Here is a 16,890-nt window from a genome sequence, read left to right as displayed (position 1 = left end):
AGTAGCTAAAGACTCGCAAAAATAACTTAAGTTCCCCATACAAAACAGCAACTTAGCAAATTGTATACAACTCATACCACTGGTCGGTTTTCGATTGTCAGCGTATCGATACAACCTCAGGATCGCGCCGTCATCCTCTTGAGGTCTCTCTATGAAGTTCTCCTCGATTCTCTTGTTGTCCCTTGGCCTGGTCAGTGGCGCAGCCATGGCCGGTGGCACCACCGAAGCCGGTGTGGGCGGCGCATTGGGCGGGGTTTTAGGTTCGGTAGTGGGCCAGCAAATCGGTGGTAACACCGGTTCGGCCATCGGTGCAGCCCTGGGCGGCGCAGGCGGCAGTGCCGTCGGCGCCGACAAGCGCAGCCGTGGCGAAGCCGCTATTGGCGGCGCCCTCGGCGCAGCCGGTGGCAACGTGGTGGGCCGCAGCATGGGCGGCAACACCGGCAGCCTGATCGGCGCAGCCGCCGGCGGTGGCGCAGGCGGTGCGCTGGGCAACTACATGGGCAACAAGAGTGACGACGATGACCGCCGTTATCGCGGCCGGGATAACCGTCGCTATGACCGTGATGACCATCGTGGCCGCGGGCATGCGTATGGGCATCGCAAGAACAAGCACCATTACCGTCATCGGTAAGGTCTAGAGCACACTGCTGGACCCATGTGGGAGCGGGCTTGCCCGCGATAGCGTAGTGTCAGGGAGCACATCCAACCCTGACCCACCGTTATCGCAGACAAGCCAGCTCCCACAGTGATTTTCGCCGATCACAAAAGTTGTGTTACACCACCAACCGCTGCAACGCCTCACGCAATCTCCCCGGAATCGTCACCGGCTGGTTCGACGCGCGGTCCACGAACACATGCACAAAGCGCCCCGCCGCGCAGGCGTCCTCCTCGCCTGACTTGAACACCGCCAGCTCATACTGCACCGAGCTGTTGCCCAACTTGCCCACCCGCAGGCCAATTTCCAGGCGATCAGGAAACGCGATCGACGCGAAGTAATCGCACGCCGAGCTCACCACAAACCCCACCACTTCCCCGTCATGAATATCCAACCCGCCCTCTTCAATCAGGTAGGTATTCACCGCCGTGTCGAAGAAGCTGTAGTAGGTGACGTTATTCACATGGCCATACACATCGTTGTCGTGCCAACGCGTGATGATCGGCTGGAAGTGACGGTAATCGGCGCGCAACGGCATAGAGTCAGGCATGTGCAGGTCTCGTGAAAGTGGGTTTATAGATCATTCAAATGGGCTTCAGCCCACTCACGCACCTCGGCGTAGGGGTAGTCCTCCAGCGCGGCAAAACCCGGAATGCCGCGCGCTTTGAGCTTGGTAAACAACGGCACGCTGATCCCCCCCAGAAACCGCGTCAGCCGTTCCGCACCGGGCAGGCTCCCGGTGTGTTCATGATGCCTGTGGATAAAATCACCGCACAGCCCCATGAAGTTTTTATCCACAAGTGGCGGCAGGCTCGGCGGCGGCGGTAAGTGTGCAACCTGGCCATGGCACACCGAACAATGCCCGCAACGCTGGGGTGCCTGTTCATCACCAAAGTACTTGGCCAGACGCTGCCCAAGGCAATGTTCGGTGGCGAAAAGATCAAGCATGGCGTGAATCCGCGCCACCTCACCGACCTCGTGCTGCTTGAAGCCTGTGTATAACTCGGCGCTCAACGCCTGCGGGTCAAAATCGGCGTTCAACACGCTGTAGACCTCGGTCATCTGCTTGCTTTCCAGCTCGATCAGGCCCTGTTCCTGGAAGTAATCCAGCGCTTTCACCACCCGACCACGCTCGGCATTGTGTTGCTGGTACAACGCGTCGAAATCCACGGTCGCCCAAGTCCTGGCGCGACTGCACACCTGGATAATGGCTGCGACAAACTCCTGCCGTTCACCGGAAAAGCGCGCCAGCAAGGCCTCGGGTTCAATCAGGTACTTGAAGCGGTATTCGGCATAAAACGCGTAGCGCGGCGCAATCACTCCCTTGAGTTCCAACTGCACCAGCAGAGTCTTCAGCGGCAGTTCGCGGATGTTGCTGTGGTCTGACAGCGACCTCAGCAAGAACTCCCACTGCCCCTCGCCCCGCGCGGCCTGCAACTCATTGAGCACCCGCAGAATGCCCTCCTGCTCCGGCGTGTCGCCATACACAAAGTTTTCCAGCACATTGAGGCTGTCGCGGTTGGCCAGCACCAGGCAATCGGACGGCTGCCCGTCACGCCCGGCGCGGCCAATTTCCTGGCTGTAGTTCTCGATGGATTTAGGCAAGTCGAAGTGCACCACATTGCGGATGTCACTTTTATCGATGCCCATACCGAATGCGATGGTGGCGACGATGCAATTGGAACGCCCGCCCATAAAGCGCTGCTGGATGCCCTCGCGTTTATCGTGGGGCAAACCGGCGTGATAGGCCTCGGCCTGGATGCCGTTGCGGTTCAAGTGTTCGGCAATCTGCTCGGCGGTTTTCTGCAGGGTGACGTAGACGATGCTCGGCTGGTTAGCGCGCTCGCTCATCCATTCGACCAGGCGCCGACGTTTGTCGTGGCCGCTCACCGGCTCTACCAGCAGGTTGAGATTGGGCCGGTAGAAGCCCGTGGTGATCACATCTGCCGGTACAATGGCGAACTTCGCCTGCATGTCGGCAATCACCTTGGGCGTGGCCGTAGCCGTTAGCAGCAAGGTTTGCGGGATATTGAACTGGCGCTGGTAGTCCGGCAGCTTCAAATAATCCGGACGGAAGTTGTGGCCCCACTCGGAAATACAGTGCGCCTCATCCACCACCAGCAGCGAGATCTGCACGCTTTGCAGGAAGTTACGGAAGCGCTCGTTCTTCAAACGCTCCACGGAAATCATCAGGATTTTCAACTCGCCCGAACGCGCACGGGCCATGACGTCATTGGCGTCTTCGCGGCTCTGCGCCGAATCGATACTGCCCGCCGAAATACCGTGGCGCTGCAGGAAACCCAGCTGGTCCTGCATCAACGCCAACAACGGCGACACTACCAGCGTCAGGTGCGGCAGCAGCACTGCCGACAGCTGATAACACAACGACTTGCCCGAGCCGGTAGGAAAGATAGCGGCGGCCGAACGACCGGCCAGCACGGCGCTGACCGCTTCTTCCTGGCCCAAACGAAACTGTGGATAACCAAAGACCTGTTGGAGAGTGTTGTGCATAAGCTGTCACTCCATTGACCGCTGAACGAGCCCAAAACATAGACCAGCACGCTCAGCGAATCGAGAAAGGTCGCAAGGAAAAAAGAGACAGGATGATACACAGGCTGGGGGATGGCCTTGGGCCGAAGTAGGGTTGTTCACTCGATTTTGTGAGAAGAATACAAACCAAATGTGGGAGCTGGCTTGCCGGCGATGGCGGTGTATCAGTCGACCCAAGTATCAACTGAACCACCGCCATCGCGGGCAAGCCCGCTCCCACATTTTCAGTGCTGTGTTAAACCGGAATCAGCGGTTTTGCACGCGCTCAATCGCCGTGTCATACACCGGGTTGGCCTTCTGCTCTTTCGCCAACTGGTAATGACGCAAGGCATCCGAGAACTGTCCCGCCGCTTCGTAAATCCGCGCAATGTTGTAGTAGGCGCCTGCGCGCACGGTCGCTGCATTCGCGCCGGTCGCCAGGGCGATGGCCTTGCGGTTGGCCCAGATCGACTCGGCGGTGTTGCCGGCTTTCTGATAGGCCAAACCGAGGTTGCCGTAGGCCTTACCGAAGCCATTGTCCAGGTCGATAGCCTGGCGGAACAGGTCAATCGCCTGGTCGAGCTTGCCAGCCTGGTAGGCCGCTTCACCTTGTAGGTTAAGACGCTTCGCATCGGCCTGTGCGGAAGAGCTGACAGCCACAGCCGTGACCGCCACGCTGTCATCCAGCAACGGTTTGACTTCGTTGAGCACGTTAGGCGCGTCAACCGTCACGCCACTGAAATTGTTGATGTCCTGGAAGTCGCCACTGCCGGTCATGCGGAACACGGTCCACAGGTTACCGCTGCGGTTTTTCGGTACGTAATAGGTGCGCACCAGAGACTGGCCCATGTACACAAACACCTTGGCCTCGCTGTTGGACAACTGCCGCGAGCCTGGATTGCCGCTGTTGGTGAAGTCATGCACGGCGTACACGTAGCTTTCGCCATAGTGTTTTTTCTGCAGGGTGATGGTTTCCGGGCCGTAGCTGTCGGTGTCATCCACATCCAGCTCGGCGTCGGTGCCTTTCTGGTTGCCGAAGAAGATGTTGTTGCCGGGGAAAATCATGTGGGAGTCGAGGTCTTCAGGGGTTTTGCCCCACGTCAGCACCACACGCAAGCCGTCGAGGTTTTCCATCACCGGGCTGATGGCATAGGTCATGCCCGCACACGGGCACTTCACCACCAGGTTGGAGTAGCCAGGCTTCTTGATGATCAACAGGTTGCTGGCGTCATCGGCCGCTTCGCTGGTGAGGGTCACCTGGCCTTGGGCGTTGGTGCGTCCCACCACGTTTTGTGCGCCGTTACGTTGCAGCAGTACCTCGGCATCGGCGATTTTCTGGTCCTTGACCACCGCACTCAACACCTCAATCGGCAACTGCTCGGCCTGGACCGAAAACGCCATCGCACACAATGACACCGCCGAGGCGACACGAAGCAAACCCATGCTTAACTCCCTTTAAGTAGTGGGCGGAATCGCCCTACAAGATTTTGCGGTGAAACATACGCTGAATTCAGCTGGTTGGCGGAATTTTTGTGCGGAATGTGACGTGGTTTTATTGAACACTTGGCATTGCGCCGAGATCGGCTGTGGCCTTGGAGGGCCGCCCTATGAAAGAGACGACGTTTAAACAAAAGCAGGCTCATTACAAGAGAATCCGACGTTCCAATTATTTGGCCAGCTTGCGCCTGGAAGGTTTTGATACACAGCCGGCCGATGTTGATAATCCCCCACCGTCCCGTGAAGCCGTCATCGCCAAATACCGCGCCCGCTTCATGCCTCTCACTGAAAGCAAATGATCGTTCGCTTCGCATGGAAATGATCTGAACCGTACCGACTTAAACCATGCGTTTATTGCTCCACATAGCGCTCACTTCTATGGTTCGCTCCGTCGCTGCAAATTAAGCGGCCGGGCTTGGTCACCCGAATAACAGCAGAGATAAACGTGCCAATTTATTTGGTGTATTTCTTTGAATTTGTATCGGAGTGCCCGTTATGGCAAACCCCAATTTCTCTGCCAATCGCTATCGTATTCTTAGCACCAACTTCACCGACACCCACCCTCTCATCATCGACACCGAAGCCAGCGCCGAAGACATCCAGTCCGCCGCACATCAGCGCATCCGTGCTGCCACCGACTTACTGGAAACCTTCACCTGCCTGACCTTCGAACACGCCGACCTTAAAGACATCTCCCACATCATCAATGCTCTTTACCTGCTGGTGCAGGATGGCTGTGATCTGCTGGAAGCATCGCAACATGTGCAACTGCAACCGACAGTCGATAAGCAAACACAACCAAGCCAGCCGCTGAGTTAAAACTGTGGGAGCTGGCTTGTCGAATCGTCGCGCCGGCTCCCCTATTTGATGGGCGCTGCTCAAAAAATCACTGTCAAACCGCAAATGCCGGAAAGCGCTGTGAGAAACCCTTAAATACGTCGTAGTCCTCTTCCTAAACTGCTTAAAACACCTGCTCAACCCTCTACATAACTCCCCGTTGTATGACGGAAACTAGCGCTCTCACAATTGCGCTGGCAAAAATCTGTGAACATCGAAAGGACTCAATACATCGGCCATTATGGCGTCACCTTCACGGTGATTCGTTTTACCGTTTTACCTGCCCACAAACACGCTCTAGCAAACCTCTGCTTGTTAGAAGCAGGTGCTTCGGCAAACGAGGTACGTTATCGACTGGCGGATCTCTACGAGAAGATGCTCGCCCGTGATTTGCCTTGCAAGATGACTGTCGCGATATCCAAGCCACTGACCCGACAGCAAGCTGACCTGCTTAACGAGCGCGGGACCATCGTCGCAGGCTTAATTGCCAGCGCTGTTTCAGCACCACTGAGCCGTGTGTCACCATTTTTTGGAGGTGCAGTGGGAAGCATCATTGGTCTGAAAGTTAAAGATGTCATCCGCAGCTATCACGCAGGGGATGTTGTTATTGGAATCGATGCACAGGTGAGCGGCGGAATCGGCCCTCAGCGATCATTGTCAGCAATGTTCCGACAGTTCCAGGGAGGGTGAGACGATGGTCGAATACAGCGTTTGGATCACGCTCCTAATCCTAATCGCCCTTGCCATGCTCCTTGATAGAAGATTGAAGCATCCTGATCTCAGAAAATGGGTCGGGCTGGCCCTCATAATCATCGGCCCAACGCTTCTCTACCGCGCCACTTCCTGGCTAAGAGAATTACAATTCGAAAGTCTTCCGACATTCGCCTTTATCATCGGCATCCGTCTGTTGATCACCCGAAACAAATTCCGCCGACAACGCAACCATTCCCCTCACCCACTCCTGCGTGCCCCCACCATGAACTTCGCCCCCAACTTCCCCGAAGACCCGGTCATGCAGCAGCTTCTGCAATTGCTGCACGAAGAAATCGGCCTGCCGAAACACAAGACCCTTCGTCTTGAAACCTCGCTCAACTTCGACCTCGGCTGCGACCGTGCCGAGGCCAAGCAATTCATGGAAGCGCTGGAGCAGGACTTTGCCGTCGACCTGGGCGACTACGACGCTTATCGTTACTTCCAGCCGCCGGTGTTCGATGTGTTCCTCAAGCGCCGCGCCAAGGGCCGGGGCGATAAGATCCCGCTGACCATCGGCATGCTCTACCTGGCTATCAAAACCCATAGCTGGGACACGCAAACCCTGGAAAACCTCAGCTGATCCCAAGAACACTGAGGTTCAAATGTGGGAGCGGGCTTGCTCGCGAAGGCGGTGTGTCAGGCAGAGTATTTCTTACTGACCCACCGCATTCGCGAGCAAGCCCGCTCCCACATGGGTTCTGCGTTAATCTGGCGAATTACTGACATAACAAGGACTGTACATGGACGTATTAATGGGCCTGCTGGCCGCCCTGCTTTGGGGTGGCACGGATTTTCTTGTGGGCCTCAACGCCCGCGCCGTCGGCGTTAAACGCGCGGTGTACTTCGGCCAAGCCCTTGGCTTTTTGATCATGACGTTGCTGCTGGTCATCTTCCCGACGTTCCTGTTCAAATCCCTGAATGCCCCGTTGAGCGTCTGGCTCCTGGGTATTACCGCCGCGCTGCTCACCGTCTCCGGCGCCCTCGCGCTGTCCAAGGCCTTCGCCCTGGGCAAAGCAGCCATCGTCGCGCCGCTGGTGACGTCCTACGGCGTCGTCACCACGCTGCTGTCCTGGGCCAGCGGCGAACACATCAGCCTGACTCAACTCGGCTGCATCGGCCTGTGCGTCATTGGCGTAATCCTATACAGCCTCCACAAGGACGACGGCGTTCCCCACAACAACCCACGCCTGTCCATCGCCTACGCCATGCTCGCAGCATTGCTCTACGGCACCAGCTTCTGGCTGCAGGGCCGCTACACCTTGCCCGCGTTGGGGCCGATCACCATGTTGTGGCTGGGTTACCTCGTAGGCCTGTGCGTGCTGGTGGTGATGGTGCTGAAGATCGAAGACGGCCTGAAGATTCCGCCGCTGAAAAACTGCGCGACGTTGACCGGCGCGAGCCTGATGAACCTCGGCGGGTTCTCGGCGTTTTCGTGGGGGGCGATGGCGGGGTCGGTTTCAGTGGTGACAGTGATTAGTACGTTGTCGGGCGGGATTGCGGCGATTCTTGGGTTTGTGTTTTTCAAGGAGCGGTTGTCGGCGGTGCAGGTGCTGGGCGTTGTGTTGGTATTGGTTGGCGCCGTGGTTTTGCACATCGTCGACTAACCTTTCTCGCACAAAAAAGCCGCCCCTAGAGGCGGCTTTTTCACAACAACCGAACCTTACAACTTAGGCCCGGCCGCCTTGATCGCATCGCTCACTTCAAACTTCTTGAAGTTCTCGATGAACAGACCGGCCAGCGCTTTCGCCGCTTCGTCGTAGGCCGCTTTGTCAGCCCAGGTGTTACGTGGGTTCAACAGGCCAGTTTCAACGCCCGGTACGGCCAGTGGCACGTCGAGGTTGATGGTGTCGAGGTGTTCGGTTTCAGCACCGATCAACGCGCCGCTCTGGATTGCTGCGATAACGCCGCGAGTGGTCGGGATGTTGAAGCGCTTGCCGACGCCGTAGCCGCCGCCGGTCCAGCCGGTGTTGACCAGGTAAACCTTGGAGCCGAAGCCGCGTACGCGCTTGATCAGCAGTTCTGCGTATTCACCGGCCGGGCGTGGGAAGAATGGCGCGCCGAAGCAGGTGGAGAAGGTCGACTTGATGCCGCTGCCGGAACCCATTTCAGTCGAGCCCACCAGAGCGGTGTAGCCAGACAGGAAGTGGTAGGCCGCTTGTTCTTCGCTGAGGATGGACACTGGCGGCAGCACGCCGGTCAGGTCGCAAGTCAGGAAGATCACAGCGTTAGGCTCGCCGCCCAGGTTCTTCTCGGAACGCTTGGCAACGTGTTCCAGCGGGTACGCGGCGCGGCTGTTCTGGGTCAGGCTGACGTCGGTGTAATCGGCGTGCTTGGCGTCGTCGATCACCACGTTTTCGAGCACGGTGCCGTGCTTGATGGCTTTCCAGATAACCGGCTCGTTCTTCTCGGAGAGGTCGATGCACTTGGCATAGCAACCGCCTTCGATGTTGAACACCACGCCTTCGCCCCAGCCGTGTTCGTCGTCACCGATCAGGTAACGGCTTTCGTCGGCCGACAGCGTGGTTTTACCAGTGCCCGACAGACCGAAGAACAGGGTCACGTCGCCTGCTTCGCCGATGTTGGCGGCGCAGTGCATTGGCAGCACGTCGGCGGCCGGCAGCAGGAAGTTCTGCACCGAGAACATGGCTTTTTTCATTTCACCGGCGTAGCGCATGCCGGCGATCAGGACTTTTTTCTGTGCGAAGTTGAGGATCACGCAACCGTCGGAGTTGGTGCCGTCACGCTCTGGCACGCACTCGAAATTGGCTACGTTAAGCACTTGCCATTCATCACGGCCGGCCGGGTTGTACTGGGCCGGGTTGATGAACAGGCAACGACCGAACAGGTTCTGCCAGGCAGTCTGGGTGGTCATTTTTACGGCCAGGTAGTGGTCTTCTGCAGCCCCTACGTGAACGTGGGAAACGAAATGCTCTTGCGCGTTGTTGAAGGCCTCGACGCGAGCCCACAGCGCATCGAACTTGTCGGCCGGGAACTTGCGGTTGATCGGGCCCCAGGCGATTGCGTCCTGGGTGGAAGGCTCTTCAACGATGAAGCGATCGACCGGCGAACGACCGGTACGGTGACCGGTTTCTACGACCAGCGCGCCAGTATCGGCAAGCACGCCTTCACCGCGCTGCAGGGCTTCTTTAACCAGATCGTCAACACTCAGATCGGTGTATACGGCGTTATTGGCTTGCGTCATGAGGTTCCCCGTCGGCCTATGGCCGAGTGCTCCAAACGTTTTGTAGTAGAAAGTTGCGCACTACTACCGCGAAAAAAGTGGGCCGGATTATGCCAGAAAAGCCCAAAAAGAGTAGGGCCCTCCCGTCAGAACTGCGCTAATCCGGCGTTTGTCAGGTGATTTACCTGTGCTTAAACGTTTTAGTGGCGGGTGTCGGAAGGGGTGTCGATGCCTGCGCCGGCGAATAATTGGGCTACATCGGCCGCATCGAACAGGTAACGCTGGTTGCAGAACTGGCAGTCGATCTCGATATTGCCACCGTGTTCCACCACCAGATTCTGCGCATCTTCCAGGCCCAGGCTGACCAGGGCATTCGCCGAACGCTCGCGCGAGCAGCTGCAACGGAAGCGCAGGCCCTGTGCGTCGAACAGGCGCACGGCCTCTTCGTGGTACAGGCGATGCAGGATGGTTTCGTTGTCCAGGCCCAGCAGCTCTTCCGCGGTCAGGGTGCCGGCCAGGGCAGTCAGTTTGCGCCAGCTGTCGGTGCGCTCATCGTCATCCTTGATGCGGTCGGCCGGCAGTTGCTGCAGCAGCAGGCCACGGGCGCGTTTGCCGTCGGCATTCAGCCAGAACTTGGTGCCGACCTGCTGGGACATCACGAAATAGTTGGTGAAGCAGTCCGACAGGGTTTCGCCGTCAAGGTCGACGATGCCCTGGTAGCGCTGGCCTTCAGTCGGGTCGACGGTAATCGCCAGCACGCCGTTGGCCATCAGGTCGGACAGGGTCGCGTCCGGCGCAATGCGGTCGGCGTCGTAACGGGCCAGGCCACGGATTTCGCGCTCGCTGGAGCACTCGATCATCAGCATCGGCACCGGCCCTTCGGAACGCGCCTGCAGAATCAGCAAACCGTCGAACTTCATGGTGCCCACCAGCAGCGAAGCCGCCGCCATCAGCTCACCGAGCAGCTGCGCGACCGGCTCCGGATAGGGGTGCTTGGCAAGGACTTCGGCATAGCTGCGCTCCAGCGAGACCAGTTCGCCGCGGGCGTCGTTCTCGTCGAAGATGAAGCGTTGGGTGAAGTCGGTATCCGGTAGATCAGTCATAGGTCTGGGTATCTGAATTGATGACAAATTGATTACAAGGTTTATAAAATTAACCGCTTTAGCACCATATTGGTGCGGCTTTCTCCTGAAAACGGAGAGCTAAATAGAGCGAAGAGGGACAGTTTATGAACAATCCGGGTTTGTTCCAAGCCAAGTGGAACCTCCGGCGATGGGCTCTGTGCAATCTACTCGCTATCGGCCTGCTGTGTTTTTGGCTGTGGCCCACGGGCCAGATGCTGTGTGTGATTTTCGACGAATGGCTGTTCCATCTGCTTAATGATCCACTGGCGAGCAATTCGGCATGGCTGCATGTGTGGGCTGTCGCCAGCTTGCGGCCATTTGACGCGGTGGTCGGGGTGATTCTGCTGGCGCTGTTGATTCGCGGTGACTGGGTGTTCAAGGCGGTGCAGGTGCGCCAGGCATTCTTTGGCTTTTTGGGCATTCTGCTGTTGCTGCTGTTCATCCGCATGCTGTTTTCCAAACTCGCGGCGCAGATGGGCTGGCAGCACAGCAGCCCGTCGATGGTGATCAGCGGAGCCATTCATATGAGTGACTCCTTCCCAGGGCTTGAGAAAACCTGGGAACTGAAGGACCGTTCAAGCCAGAGCTTCCCCGGCGATCATGCTTCAGTCCTGCTGATTTGGGGCATGTTCATGACGGTGTTTGCCAAGCGTATTGGCCAGGTGCTGGTGATCTGGGGTTTGGCGCTGCTGTTCATGATGCCGCGGCTGGTAGCGGGCGCGCATTGGGGGCAGGACGATTACATCGGTGGCGTGTTGCTGGCGCTGTTGGCACTGGGCTGGGGTTATTACACGCCGTTTGCGGCGAAGGTGTCCGGTGCGTTGTTGCGGGTGACGGCGCCGATCTTCGGGTTGCTGGGCAAGCTGCCGGTGATTGGGCGATTGAGCGTGATGCGCCAAACTGCGTAACTGCACAGGCTCAATGTGGGAGCGGGCTTGCTCGCGAATGCGGTATGTCAGGTTAAGAGTTTTTCACTGATCCACCGCTTTCGCGAGCAAGCCCGCTCCCACATTTGATCTCCATTGGCCGGAAGATGTGCGCAATCAATCGTCATTGCCGCTGCCGCGAAACTTGAACAAATCGCGGCGCTGTTTCTTGCTCGGCTTGCCATCGGTGGTCATTCCGGTGGCACCGGCCTTGCGCATGGCCGCTGCGTTTTCGCGCTTGGCAATGCTGGCTTCGGTCTCGGTGTATAGCGCCTGCGCCTCGGGTGCACCACGGCGCACAACGGAAAGCGCCTGCACCACCACGGTCTTTTCATCAAACCCTGCACGAATCTGCAGTTCATCACCGACGCGCGGTTCCTTGCCCGGCTTGCAGCGCTCGCCGCGATGATGCACCTTGCCACTCTCGATGGCGGCCTTGGCCAAGGCACGGGTTTTAAAGAAACGCGCCGCCCACAGCCACTTGTCCAAACGGACTTTTTCTTCCTCTTCCTGCTTTTGAGCCACTTGAATTCCTCGCTCTGAAAAATGTCGCAACTTTACCGTTGAAGCTCTTCGACGCATAAACCCCAACGCTCACCTAAGATACGCCAGGCACCACCCTGTTTTCGCGAGGATACGCTGTGACCGACTTCCCCACTTCACTCACCTCGCCCAATCAGCGCTGCGTGGGTTGCCAGCAAAGCGAACCCCTGGGTTTCGATTTTGCGTTCGCCTATCAGCCTATCGTAGACCTTCGCGACCATTCGATCTTCGCCCATGAAGCGTTGGTGCGCGGCCCTCAGGGCGAAGGCGCGCTGTCGGTGCTGGATCAAGTCAACCAAACCAACCGTTACCGCTTCGACCAGCGCTGTCGCACCCAGGCGATTGCCGGGGCCGCAGCCTTGGGGATGCAAACCCATCTGTCGATCAACTTCATGCCCAATGCCGTGTACCGGCCGGAACTGTGCATCCGCAGCACCCTGGAGGCAGCCCGGGCGCACAACTTTCCGCTGGACCAGCTGATTTTCGAGACGCTGGAAAGCGAGCACGTAGATAACTATCGCCATTTGACCAATATTCTGCGTGAATACCGCGAATTCGGCTTCAAGACCGCCATCGACGATTTCGGCGCGGGCTATTCGGGGCTGAACCTGCTGGCCGATTTCCAACCTGACTTGATCAAACTCGACATGGCGCTGATTCGCGATGTCGACAAGGATCGTGTCCGCCAGGTCATCGTCCAGGGGATTGTCACAATCTGTGAGCAGTTGGGCGTTACTGTCATTGCCGAAGGCATCGAAAGTGCTGGCGAGCGCGACTTCCTGTCCGACTGCGGAATATTTCTGATGCAGGGTTATTGGTTCGCCAAGCCTGCATTCAAAGCCCTGGCCGAGGTTCCACCTCACGCCTGGGCGAACTGATCGGTTACCCATATTGAAGACATTTGACCATTTGACCGTTGTGGGTCTGCGTGAGTGGGTGGCACTTCCCGATTTGGGAGTGGCAGGCCTGCGCGCCAAGATCGACACCGGCGCCAGCACCTCAAGCCTGCACGCCACCGATATCGAGCCGTTTGAGCGCGACGGCGAGAAGTGGGTGCGCTTTACCGCGCACCTGGGCAGCGTAGTGCAACTGCGTCACCGTCGCTGCGAAGCGCCCTTGGTGACGATGAAAACCATCAAGAGCTCCAACGGCCATGCGCAGGTGCGCTATGTGATCAGCACAACGCTGGCGTTGGGTGATCGGGTGTGGCGGGTGGAGTTCACCCTCGCCTGCCGCAAAGCCATGCGTTACCGCCTGTTGCTGGGTTCCAAAGCGTTGATTGACGGCCACCTGGTGGTCAATCCCGGCGTCAAATACGTTCAAGACAAGCCGGTGTTCCCGGTCTCTACCATTTCTGCCCCAGGTGCTGCATGAAGATTGCTGTGCTGTCGCGAAACCCGCGTCTGTATTCCACCCGCCGCCTGGTTGAGGCCGGCACCGAACGTGGCCACGAAATGGTGGTGATCGACACGTTGCGTGCCTACATGAACATTGCCAGCCACAAGCCGCAGATCCATTACCGGGGCAAGCCGCTGGAAGGCTTCGATGCGGTAATCCCGCGTATCGGCGCCTCAGTGACGTTTTATGGCTGCGCGGTGTTGCGCCAGTTTGAAATGATGGGCGTATTTCCCCTGAATGAATCGGTGGCCATCGCTCGCTCGCGGGACAAGCTGCGTTCGCTGCAACTGCTGTCGCGTCGCGGTATCGGCCTGCCGGTGACGGGCTTTGCCCACTCCCCCGACGACATCCCCGACCTGATCGACATGGTCAACGGCGCGCCGCTGGTGATCAAAGTGCTCGAAGGCACCCAAGGCATCGGCGTGGTGCTGTGTGAAACCGCAACCGCGGCGGAATCGGTGATCGAGGCATTCATGGGTCTCAAGCAGAACATCATGGTGCAGGAATACATCAAGGAAGCCGGCGGTGCGGATATCCGCTGCTTCGTGGTGGGTGACAAGGTGATTGCGGCGATGAAGCGCCAGGCCAAGCCGGGGGAGTTCCGTTCCAACCTGCACCGTGGCGGCAGCGCCAGCCTGATCAAGATCACCCCGGAAGAACGCATGACCGCGCTGCGGGCGGCCAAGGTAATGGGGCTGGCCGTAGCGGGTGTGGATATCTTGCGCTCCAACCACGGGCCGTTGGTGATGGAGGTGAATTCATCCCCAGGGCTTGAAGGGATTGAGACCACCACCGGGAAGGATGTGGCGGGGATCATCATTCAGCATCTGGAGAAGAATGGTGGGCCGAATATGACGCGGACCAAGGGTAAGGGCTGATACAGAGCAAGCTTTCTCACACTGCAAAACTAATGTGGGAGCGGGCTTGCTCGCGAATGCGCCGGATCAGTCAATATATCTGTTGACTGACACTCTGCCTTCGCGAGCAAGCCCGCTCCCACATTTGATTTTTGTCGCTTATTAAACCGCGTCTCTCGGCAGCATCAAGCCCAGCGGCAACCGCACGCGCGCTTCCAGGCCGCCCTCTTCGCGGTTGCGCAGTTCAACATTGCCGCCATGCATCGAGGCAATCCGCCGCACAATCGCCAGGCCCAAGCCTGTGCCCTTGCCACCGCGAGCTCGATCGCCACGGGTGAACGGGTTGAAAATCCCTTCCAGTTCCGCCGGGTCGATGCCCGTGCCACGGTCCATCACACTCAGCACCACATACGGCGCAGCACTGTCGCCGGACACATACGCCGCCACTTCCACATCGGAACCGGCATGGTGCAAGGCATTGCCGATCAGGTTGTTCAACAGGCGCTTCATCGACACCCGGCGCAACGCGAACGGCTGGATCGGCTCCAGGCGCATACGCACTTGTTCGCCGTTCTGGTTGTAGGGCGCCACCACCTCACGCACCAGGTCCGTGAGATCGACTTCTTCCACGACCTCATCGCGGCCATCACGGATGAACGCCAGGAACTGATCGAGAATCGCGTCCATGTCCTCGATGTCACGCACCATGTCATCGGTCAGGTCGTTATGGTTGCCCATCAACTCCAGGGACAGCCGCAACCGCGTCAACGGCGTGCGCAGGTCGTGGGACACGCCCGCCAGCATCAGCTCGCGCTCGCGGCCGGCCTGTTCGACATCTTCCGCCATCTGGTTGAAGGCGCCGTACACTTCGGTCATCTCACTGGGCGTGTCGCTGACCGGCAGGCGCACACTGCGGCCCTGCCCCAGTTGGCGTGCTGCGAATACCAGGCGTTTGAGCGGTTGGTTAAGCTGACGCACGAAAATCCACGCAGACGCCGTTGAAAGCAGCCCGATGGCGAGGAACCAGCCCAGCACGTTCCAGATCTTCTGCCCACGCAACGGGTGCGGGTACAGCGGCACTTTCAGCCAATCCTGCCCCAGGCTCGGTGCCCGCACCCACAACGCCGGTGAGACATGCATACGCAGCCGCACCTCGGTGTCTTCACCCAGTTCGGCCTGCATCTGGCGCTGATAAATCTCACTGTAGGGCCAATGCTGTTCGCCTTCCGGCACGCCTGCGCCGGCCACACGCACCAGGGTCGCAGCCTTGGCGATCTTTTCGCGATTCTCTGGGTCGGCCGCCCAATAGGCGCGCAACGTCAGGGCGACGCCGTGGCTGTACTGCCTGTCTACCAGCACGTCTTCGTTCATCAACAGATAAACCAGCGTCAGCGCCTTGGAAAACAGAACGACGATCAGCACCAGCCAAAGGGTGCGTGAGAAGAAACTTTGCGGGAACCACAACGGGGTTTTCATAGGAGACTGCCAGACAGCTTGCAGAAACGAGCGGCGCTCGCAGAAATGCAGACGCCGGGCAGCCCGTTGACCCTTATGGAGTCAAACGCCGGGCTGCCCGCGCCTGCAAATCATCGATTACTTGGTTGCAGTGCCATCCGGCACAAACACATAACCCACGCCCCACACCGTCTGGATATAACGCGGCTTGGACGGATCGGGCTCGATCATGCGGCGCAGACGGGAAATCTGCACGTCGATGGAGCGCTCCAGGGCGTCCCATTCCCGACCACGGGCCAGGTTCATCAGCTTATCGCGCGTCAGCGGTTGGCGAGCGTTCATCACCAGAGCCTTGAGCACGGCGAATTCGCCGGTGGTCAGCATGTGCACTTCTTCGCCACGCTTGAGCTCACGGGTCGCCAGCGACAGTTCGTAGTCGCCAAAGGTGACGCTTTCATCTTCGCTGCCTGGCGCGCCCGGGACCGGGGCAGCCTGGCGGCGCAATACGGCTTTGACCCGTGCCATCAGCTCGTCCGGATTGAACGGCTTGGCCAGGTAGTCATCAGCGCCCAGCTCGAGGCCCTTGATGCGGCTCAGCTCATCGCCCTTGGCGGTGAGCATGATGATTGGAATCTGGTTGTTCGCACCGCGCAGGCGTTTGCAGGCGGTGAGGCCGTCTTCGCCGGGCAGCATCAGGTCGAGCACGACCAGATTGAACACTTCACGCCCCAACAGGCGGTCCATCTGCTCAGTGTTCGGCACCGCGCGGGCACGGTAGCCCTTGGAGTTGAAGAAACGCTCCAGCAGGCTGCTCAGCCCCGGATCGTCGTCAACGATGAGAATTTTTTCGCCTTCAGCAGTTTGTGCAGTGCTGCTCATTAGATGCTCCTCTTATCTCGGCGCGCATTATGGCGTAGCTGCCGTTATACGCACCGTGTGCATTGTTAGCAGATTTTTCCTCTACCGCCAGCGAACCCTTACCCTGCAACCTGCGGCGCATTCCCCACCCGAGGCGGAACGCTGGTTATAATGCGCCGCCTTTGTGCAGGGTAATGTCAGACTTTACTGCTTACTGCCTTATTCGTTTTTTTCAGCGGCGGGCAGCAAATTTCCGATTTCGAGGGTCAATAGGCAG

Annotated in this window: 18 protein-coding genes; 10 read left to right on the top strand and 8 right to left on the bottom strand. The window is 58.5% G+C overall.

Translation table 11 applies throughout. From position 1 onward, the window contains the following. The first annotated feature begins 151 nt into the window (after positions 1-151). On the top strand, positions 152-631 hold the full coding sequence (locus HX783_RS13800; RefSeq protein ID WP_012721700.1) for a glycine zipper domain-containing protein: 480 nt from the start codon (positions 152-154) through the stop codon (positions 629-631). A gap of 142 nt (positions 632-773) precedes the next feature. On the opposite strand, the gene HX783_RS13795 is transcribed toward HX783_RS13800, so the two are convergent. The 3 genes from HX783_RS13795 to HX783_RS13785 all read right to left on the bottom strand — a co-directional run bounded on the left by HX783_RS13795 (position 774) and on the right by HX783_RS13785 (position 4,627). Beyond that, the gene (locus HX783_RS13795; protein WP_177017223.1) at positions 774-1,205 is read right to left on the bottom strand and encodes a thioesterase family protein; all 432 of its coding nucleotides are present in this window, start codon (positions 1,203-1,205) and stop codon (positions 774-776) included. A gap of 23 nt (positions 1,206-1,228) precedes the next feature. Further along, positions 1,229-3,166: an ATP-dependent DNA helicase RecQ gene (locus HX783_RS13790; protein ID WP_177017222.1), complete on the bottom strand. Its 1,938-nt coding sequence runs from the start codon at positions 3,164-3,166 to the stop codon at positions 1,229-1,231. A gap of 285 nt (positions 3,167-3,451) precedes the next feature. Next, on the bottom strand, positions 3,452-4,627 hold the full coding sequence (locus HX783_RS13785) for a tetratricopeptide repeat protein (protein WP_159953671.1): 1,176 nt from the start codon (positions 4,625-4,627) through the stop codon (positions 3,452-3,454). A 164-nt stretch (positions 4,628-4,791) separates the two neighbouring features. On the opposite strand from HX783_RS13785, the gene HX783_RS13780 reads away from it, so the two are divergent. The 5 genes from HX783_RS13780 to HX783_RS13760 all read left to right on the top strand — a co-directional run bounded on the left by HX783_RS13780 (position 4,792) and on the right by HX783_RS13760 (position 7,875). Next, complete coding sequence (locus HX783_RS13780) at positions 4,792-4,980, top strand: YhfG family protein (RefSeq protein WP_177017221.1); 189 nt, start codon at positions 4,792-4,794, stop codon at positions 4,978-4,980. A gap of 196 nt (positions 4,981-5,176) precedes the next feature. Then, a complete protein-coding gene (locus HX783_RS13775) occupies positions 5,177-5,500 on the top strand; it encodes a hypothetical protein (protein WP_177017220.1) in 324 nt (107 codons plus the stop codon). Positions 5,501-5,725: 225 nt separating this feature from the next. Next, positions 5,726-6,208 carry a hypothetical protein gene (locus tag HX783_RS13770; RefSeq protein ID WP_177017219.1) on the top strand — a complete coding sequence of 161 codons (483 nt, stop codon included), beginning with the start codon at positions 5,726-5,728 and terminating at the stop codon, positions 6,206-6,208. Positions 6,209-6,494: 286 nt separating this feature from the next. Then, positions 6,495-6,851 carry a DUF1493 family protein gene (locus HX783_RS30285; protein ID WP_159953667.1) on the top strand — a complete coding sequence of 119 codons (357 nt, stop codon included), beginning with the start codon at positions 6,495-6,497 and terminating at the stop codon, positions 6,849-6,851. 160 nt (positions 6,852-7,011) lie between these two features. After that, positions 7,012-7,875: a DMT family transporter gene (locus HX783_RS13760; protein WP_256347165.1), complete on the top strand. Its 864-nt coding sequence runs from the start codon at positions 7,012-7,014 to the stop codon at positions 7,873-7,875. 56 nt (positions 7,876-7,931) lie between these two features. Here the strand turns inward: HX783_RS13760 and HX783_RS13755 are convergent, their stop codons facing one another. Together HX783_RS13755 and hslO are read right to left on the bottom strand one after the other, a co-directional pair. Continuing rightward, on the bottom strand, positions 7,932-9,473 hold the full coding sequence (locus HX783_RS13755; protein ID WP_159953666.1) for a phosphoenolpyruvate carboxykinase: 1,542 nt from the start codon (positions 9,471-9,473) through the stop codon (positions 7,932-7,934). A 179-nt stretch (positions 9,474-9,652) separates the two neighbouring features. Further along, positions 9,653-10,555: an Hsp33 family molecular chaperone HslO gene (gene hslO / locus HX783_RS13750; protein ID WP_159953665.1), complete on the bottom strand. Its 903-nt coding sequence runs from the start codon at positions 10,553-10,555 to the stop codon at positions 9,653-9,655. A gap of 125 nt (positions 10,556-10,680) precedes the next feature. Here hslO and HX783_RS13745 point away from each other — a divergent pair, with 125 nt between their 5' ends. Further along, entirely contained in the window at positions 10,681-11,484 is an 804-nt protein-coding gene (locus tag HX783_RS13745; RefSeq protein WP_177017218.1) for a phosphatase PAP2 family protein, read from the top strand. A gap of 135 nt (positions 11,485-11,619) precedes the next feature. Here HX783_RS13745 and HX783_RS13740 read toward each other — a convergent pair whose 3' ends face one another. Further along, a complete protein-coding gene (locus HX783_RS13740; RefSeq protein WP_053255749.1) occupies positions 11,620-12,027 on the bottom strand; it encodes an RNA-binding S4 domain-containing protein in 408 nt (135 codons plus the stop codon). A gap of 116 nt (positions 12,028-12,143) precedes the next feature. Here HX783_RS13740 and HX783_RS13735 point away from each other — a divergent pair, with 116 nt between their 5' ends. The 3 genes from HX783_RS13735 to rimK are packed head-to-tail and all read left to right on the top strand — an operon-like array spanning position 12,144 to position 14,321. Next, on the top strand, positions 12,144-12,923 hold the full coding sequence (locus tag HX783_RS13735) for an EAL domain-containing protein (RefSeq protein WP_177017217.1): 780 nt from the start codon (positions 12,144-12,146) through the stop codon (positions 12,921-12,923). Between the two features lie 31 nt (positions 12,924-12,954). Then, positions 12,955-13,419, top strand: coding sequence for an ATP-dependent zinc protease (locus tag HX783_RS13730; RefSeq protein WP_174245656.1), 465 nt, complete (start codon positions 12,955-12,957; stop codon positions 13,417-13,419). Then, the gene (rimK, locus tag HX783_RS13725) at positions 13,416-14,321 is read left to right on the top strand and encodes a 30S ribosomal protein S6--L-glutamate ligase (RefSeq protein ID WP_025855543.1); all 906 of its coding nucleotides are present in this window, start codon (positions 13,416-13,418) and stop codon (positions 14,319-14,321) included. The genes HX783_RS13730 and rimK overlap by 4 nt, the downstream gene beginning before the upstream one ends. Positions 14,322-14,462: 141 nt before the next feature. Here the strand turns inward: rimK and HX783_RS13720 are convergent, their stop codons facing one another. Together HX783_RS13720 and ompR are read right to left on the bottom strand one after the other, a co-directional pair. Further along, positions 14,463-15,776, bottom strand: coding sequence for an ATP-binding protein (locus HX783_RS13720; protein WP_159953661.1), 1,314 nt, complete (start codon positions 15,774-15,776; stop codon positions 14,463-14,465). A 117-nt stretch (positions 15,777-15,893) separates the two neighbouring features. Beyond that, complete coding sequence (gene ompR, locus HX783_RS13715) at positions 15,894-16,634, bottom strand: two-component system response regulator OmpR (RefSeq protein ID WP_053255745.1); 741 nt, start codon at positions 16,632-16,634, stop codon at positions 15,894-15,896. Between the last annotated feature and the right edge of the window lie 256 nt (positions 16,635-16,890).

The sequence above is a fragment of the Pseudomonas sp. D2002 genome, assembly GCF_013385735.1.
Taxonomy (GTDB): Bacteria; Pseudomonadota; Gammaproteobacteria; order Pseudomonadales; family Pseudomonadaceae; genus Aquipseudomonas.
The sequence above is the reverse complement of the archived record's forward strand: the minus strand, read 5'-3'. Positions and strand labels throughout refer to the sequence as shown.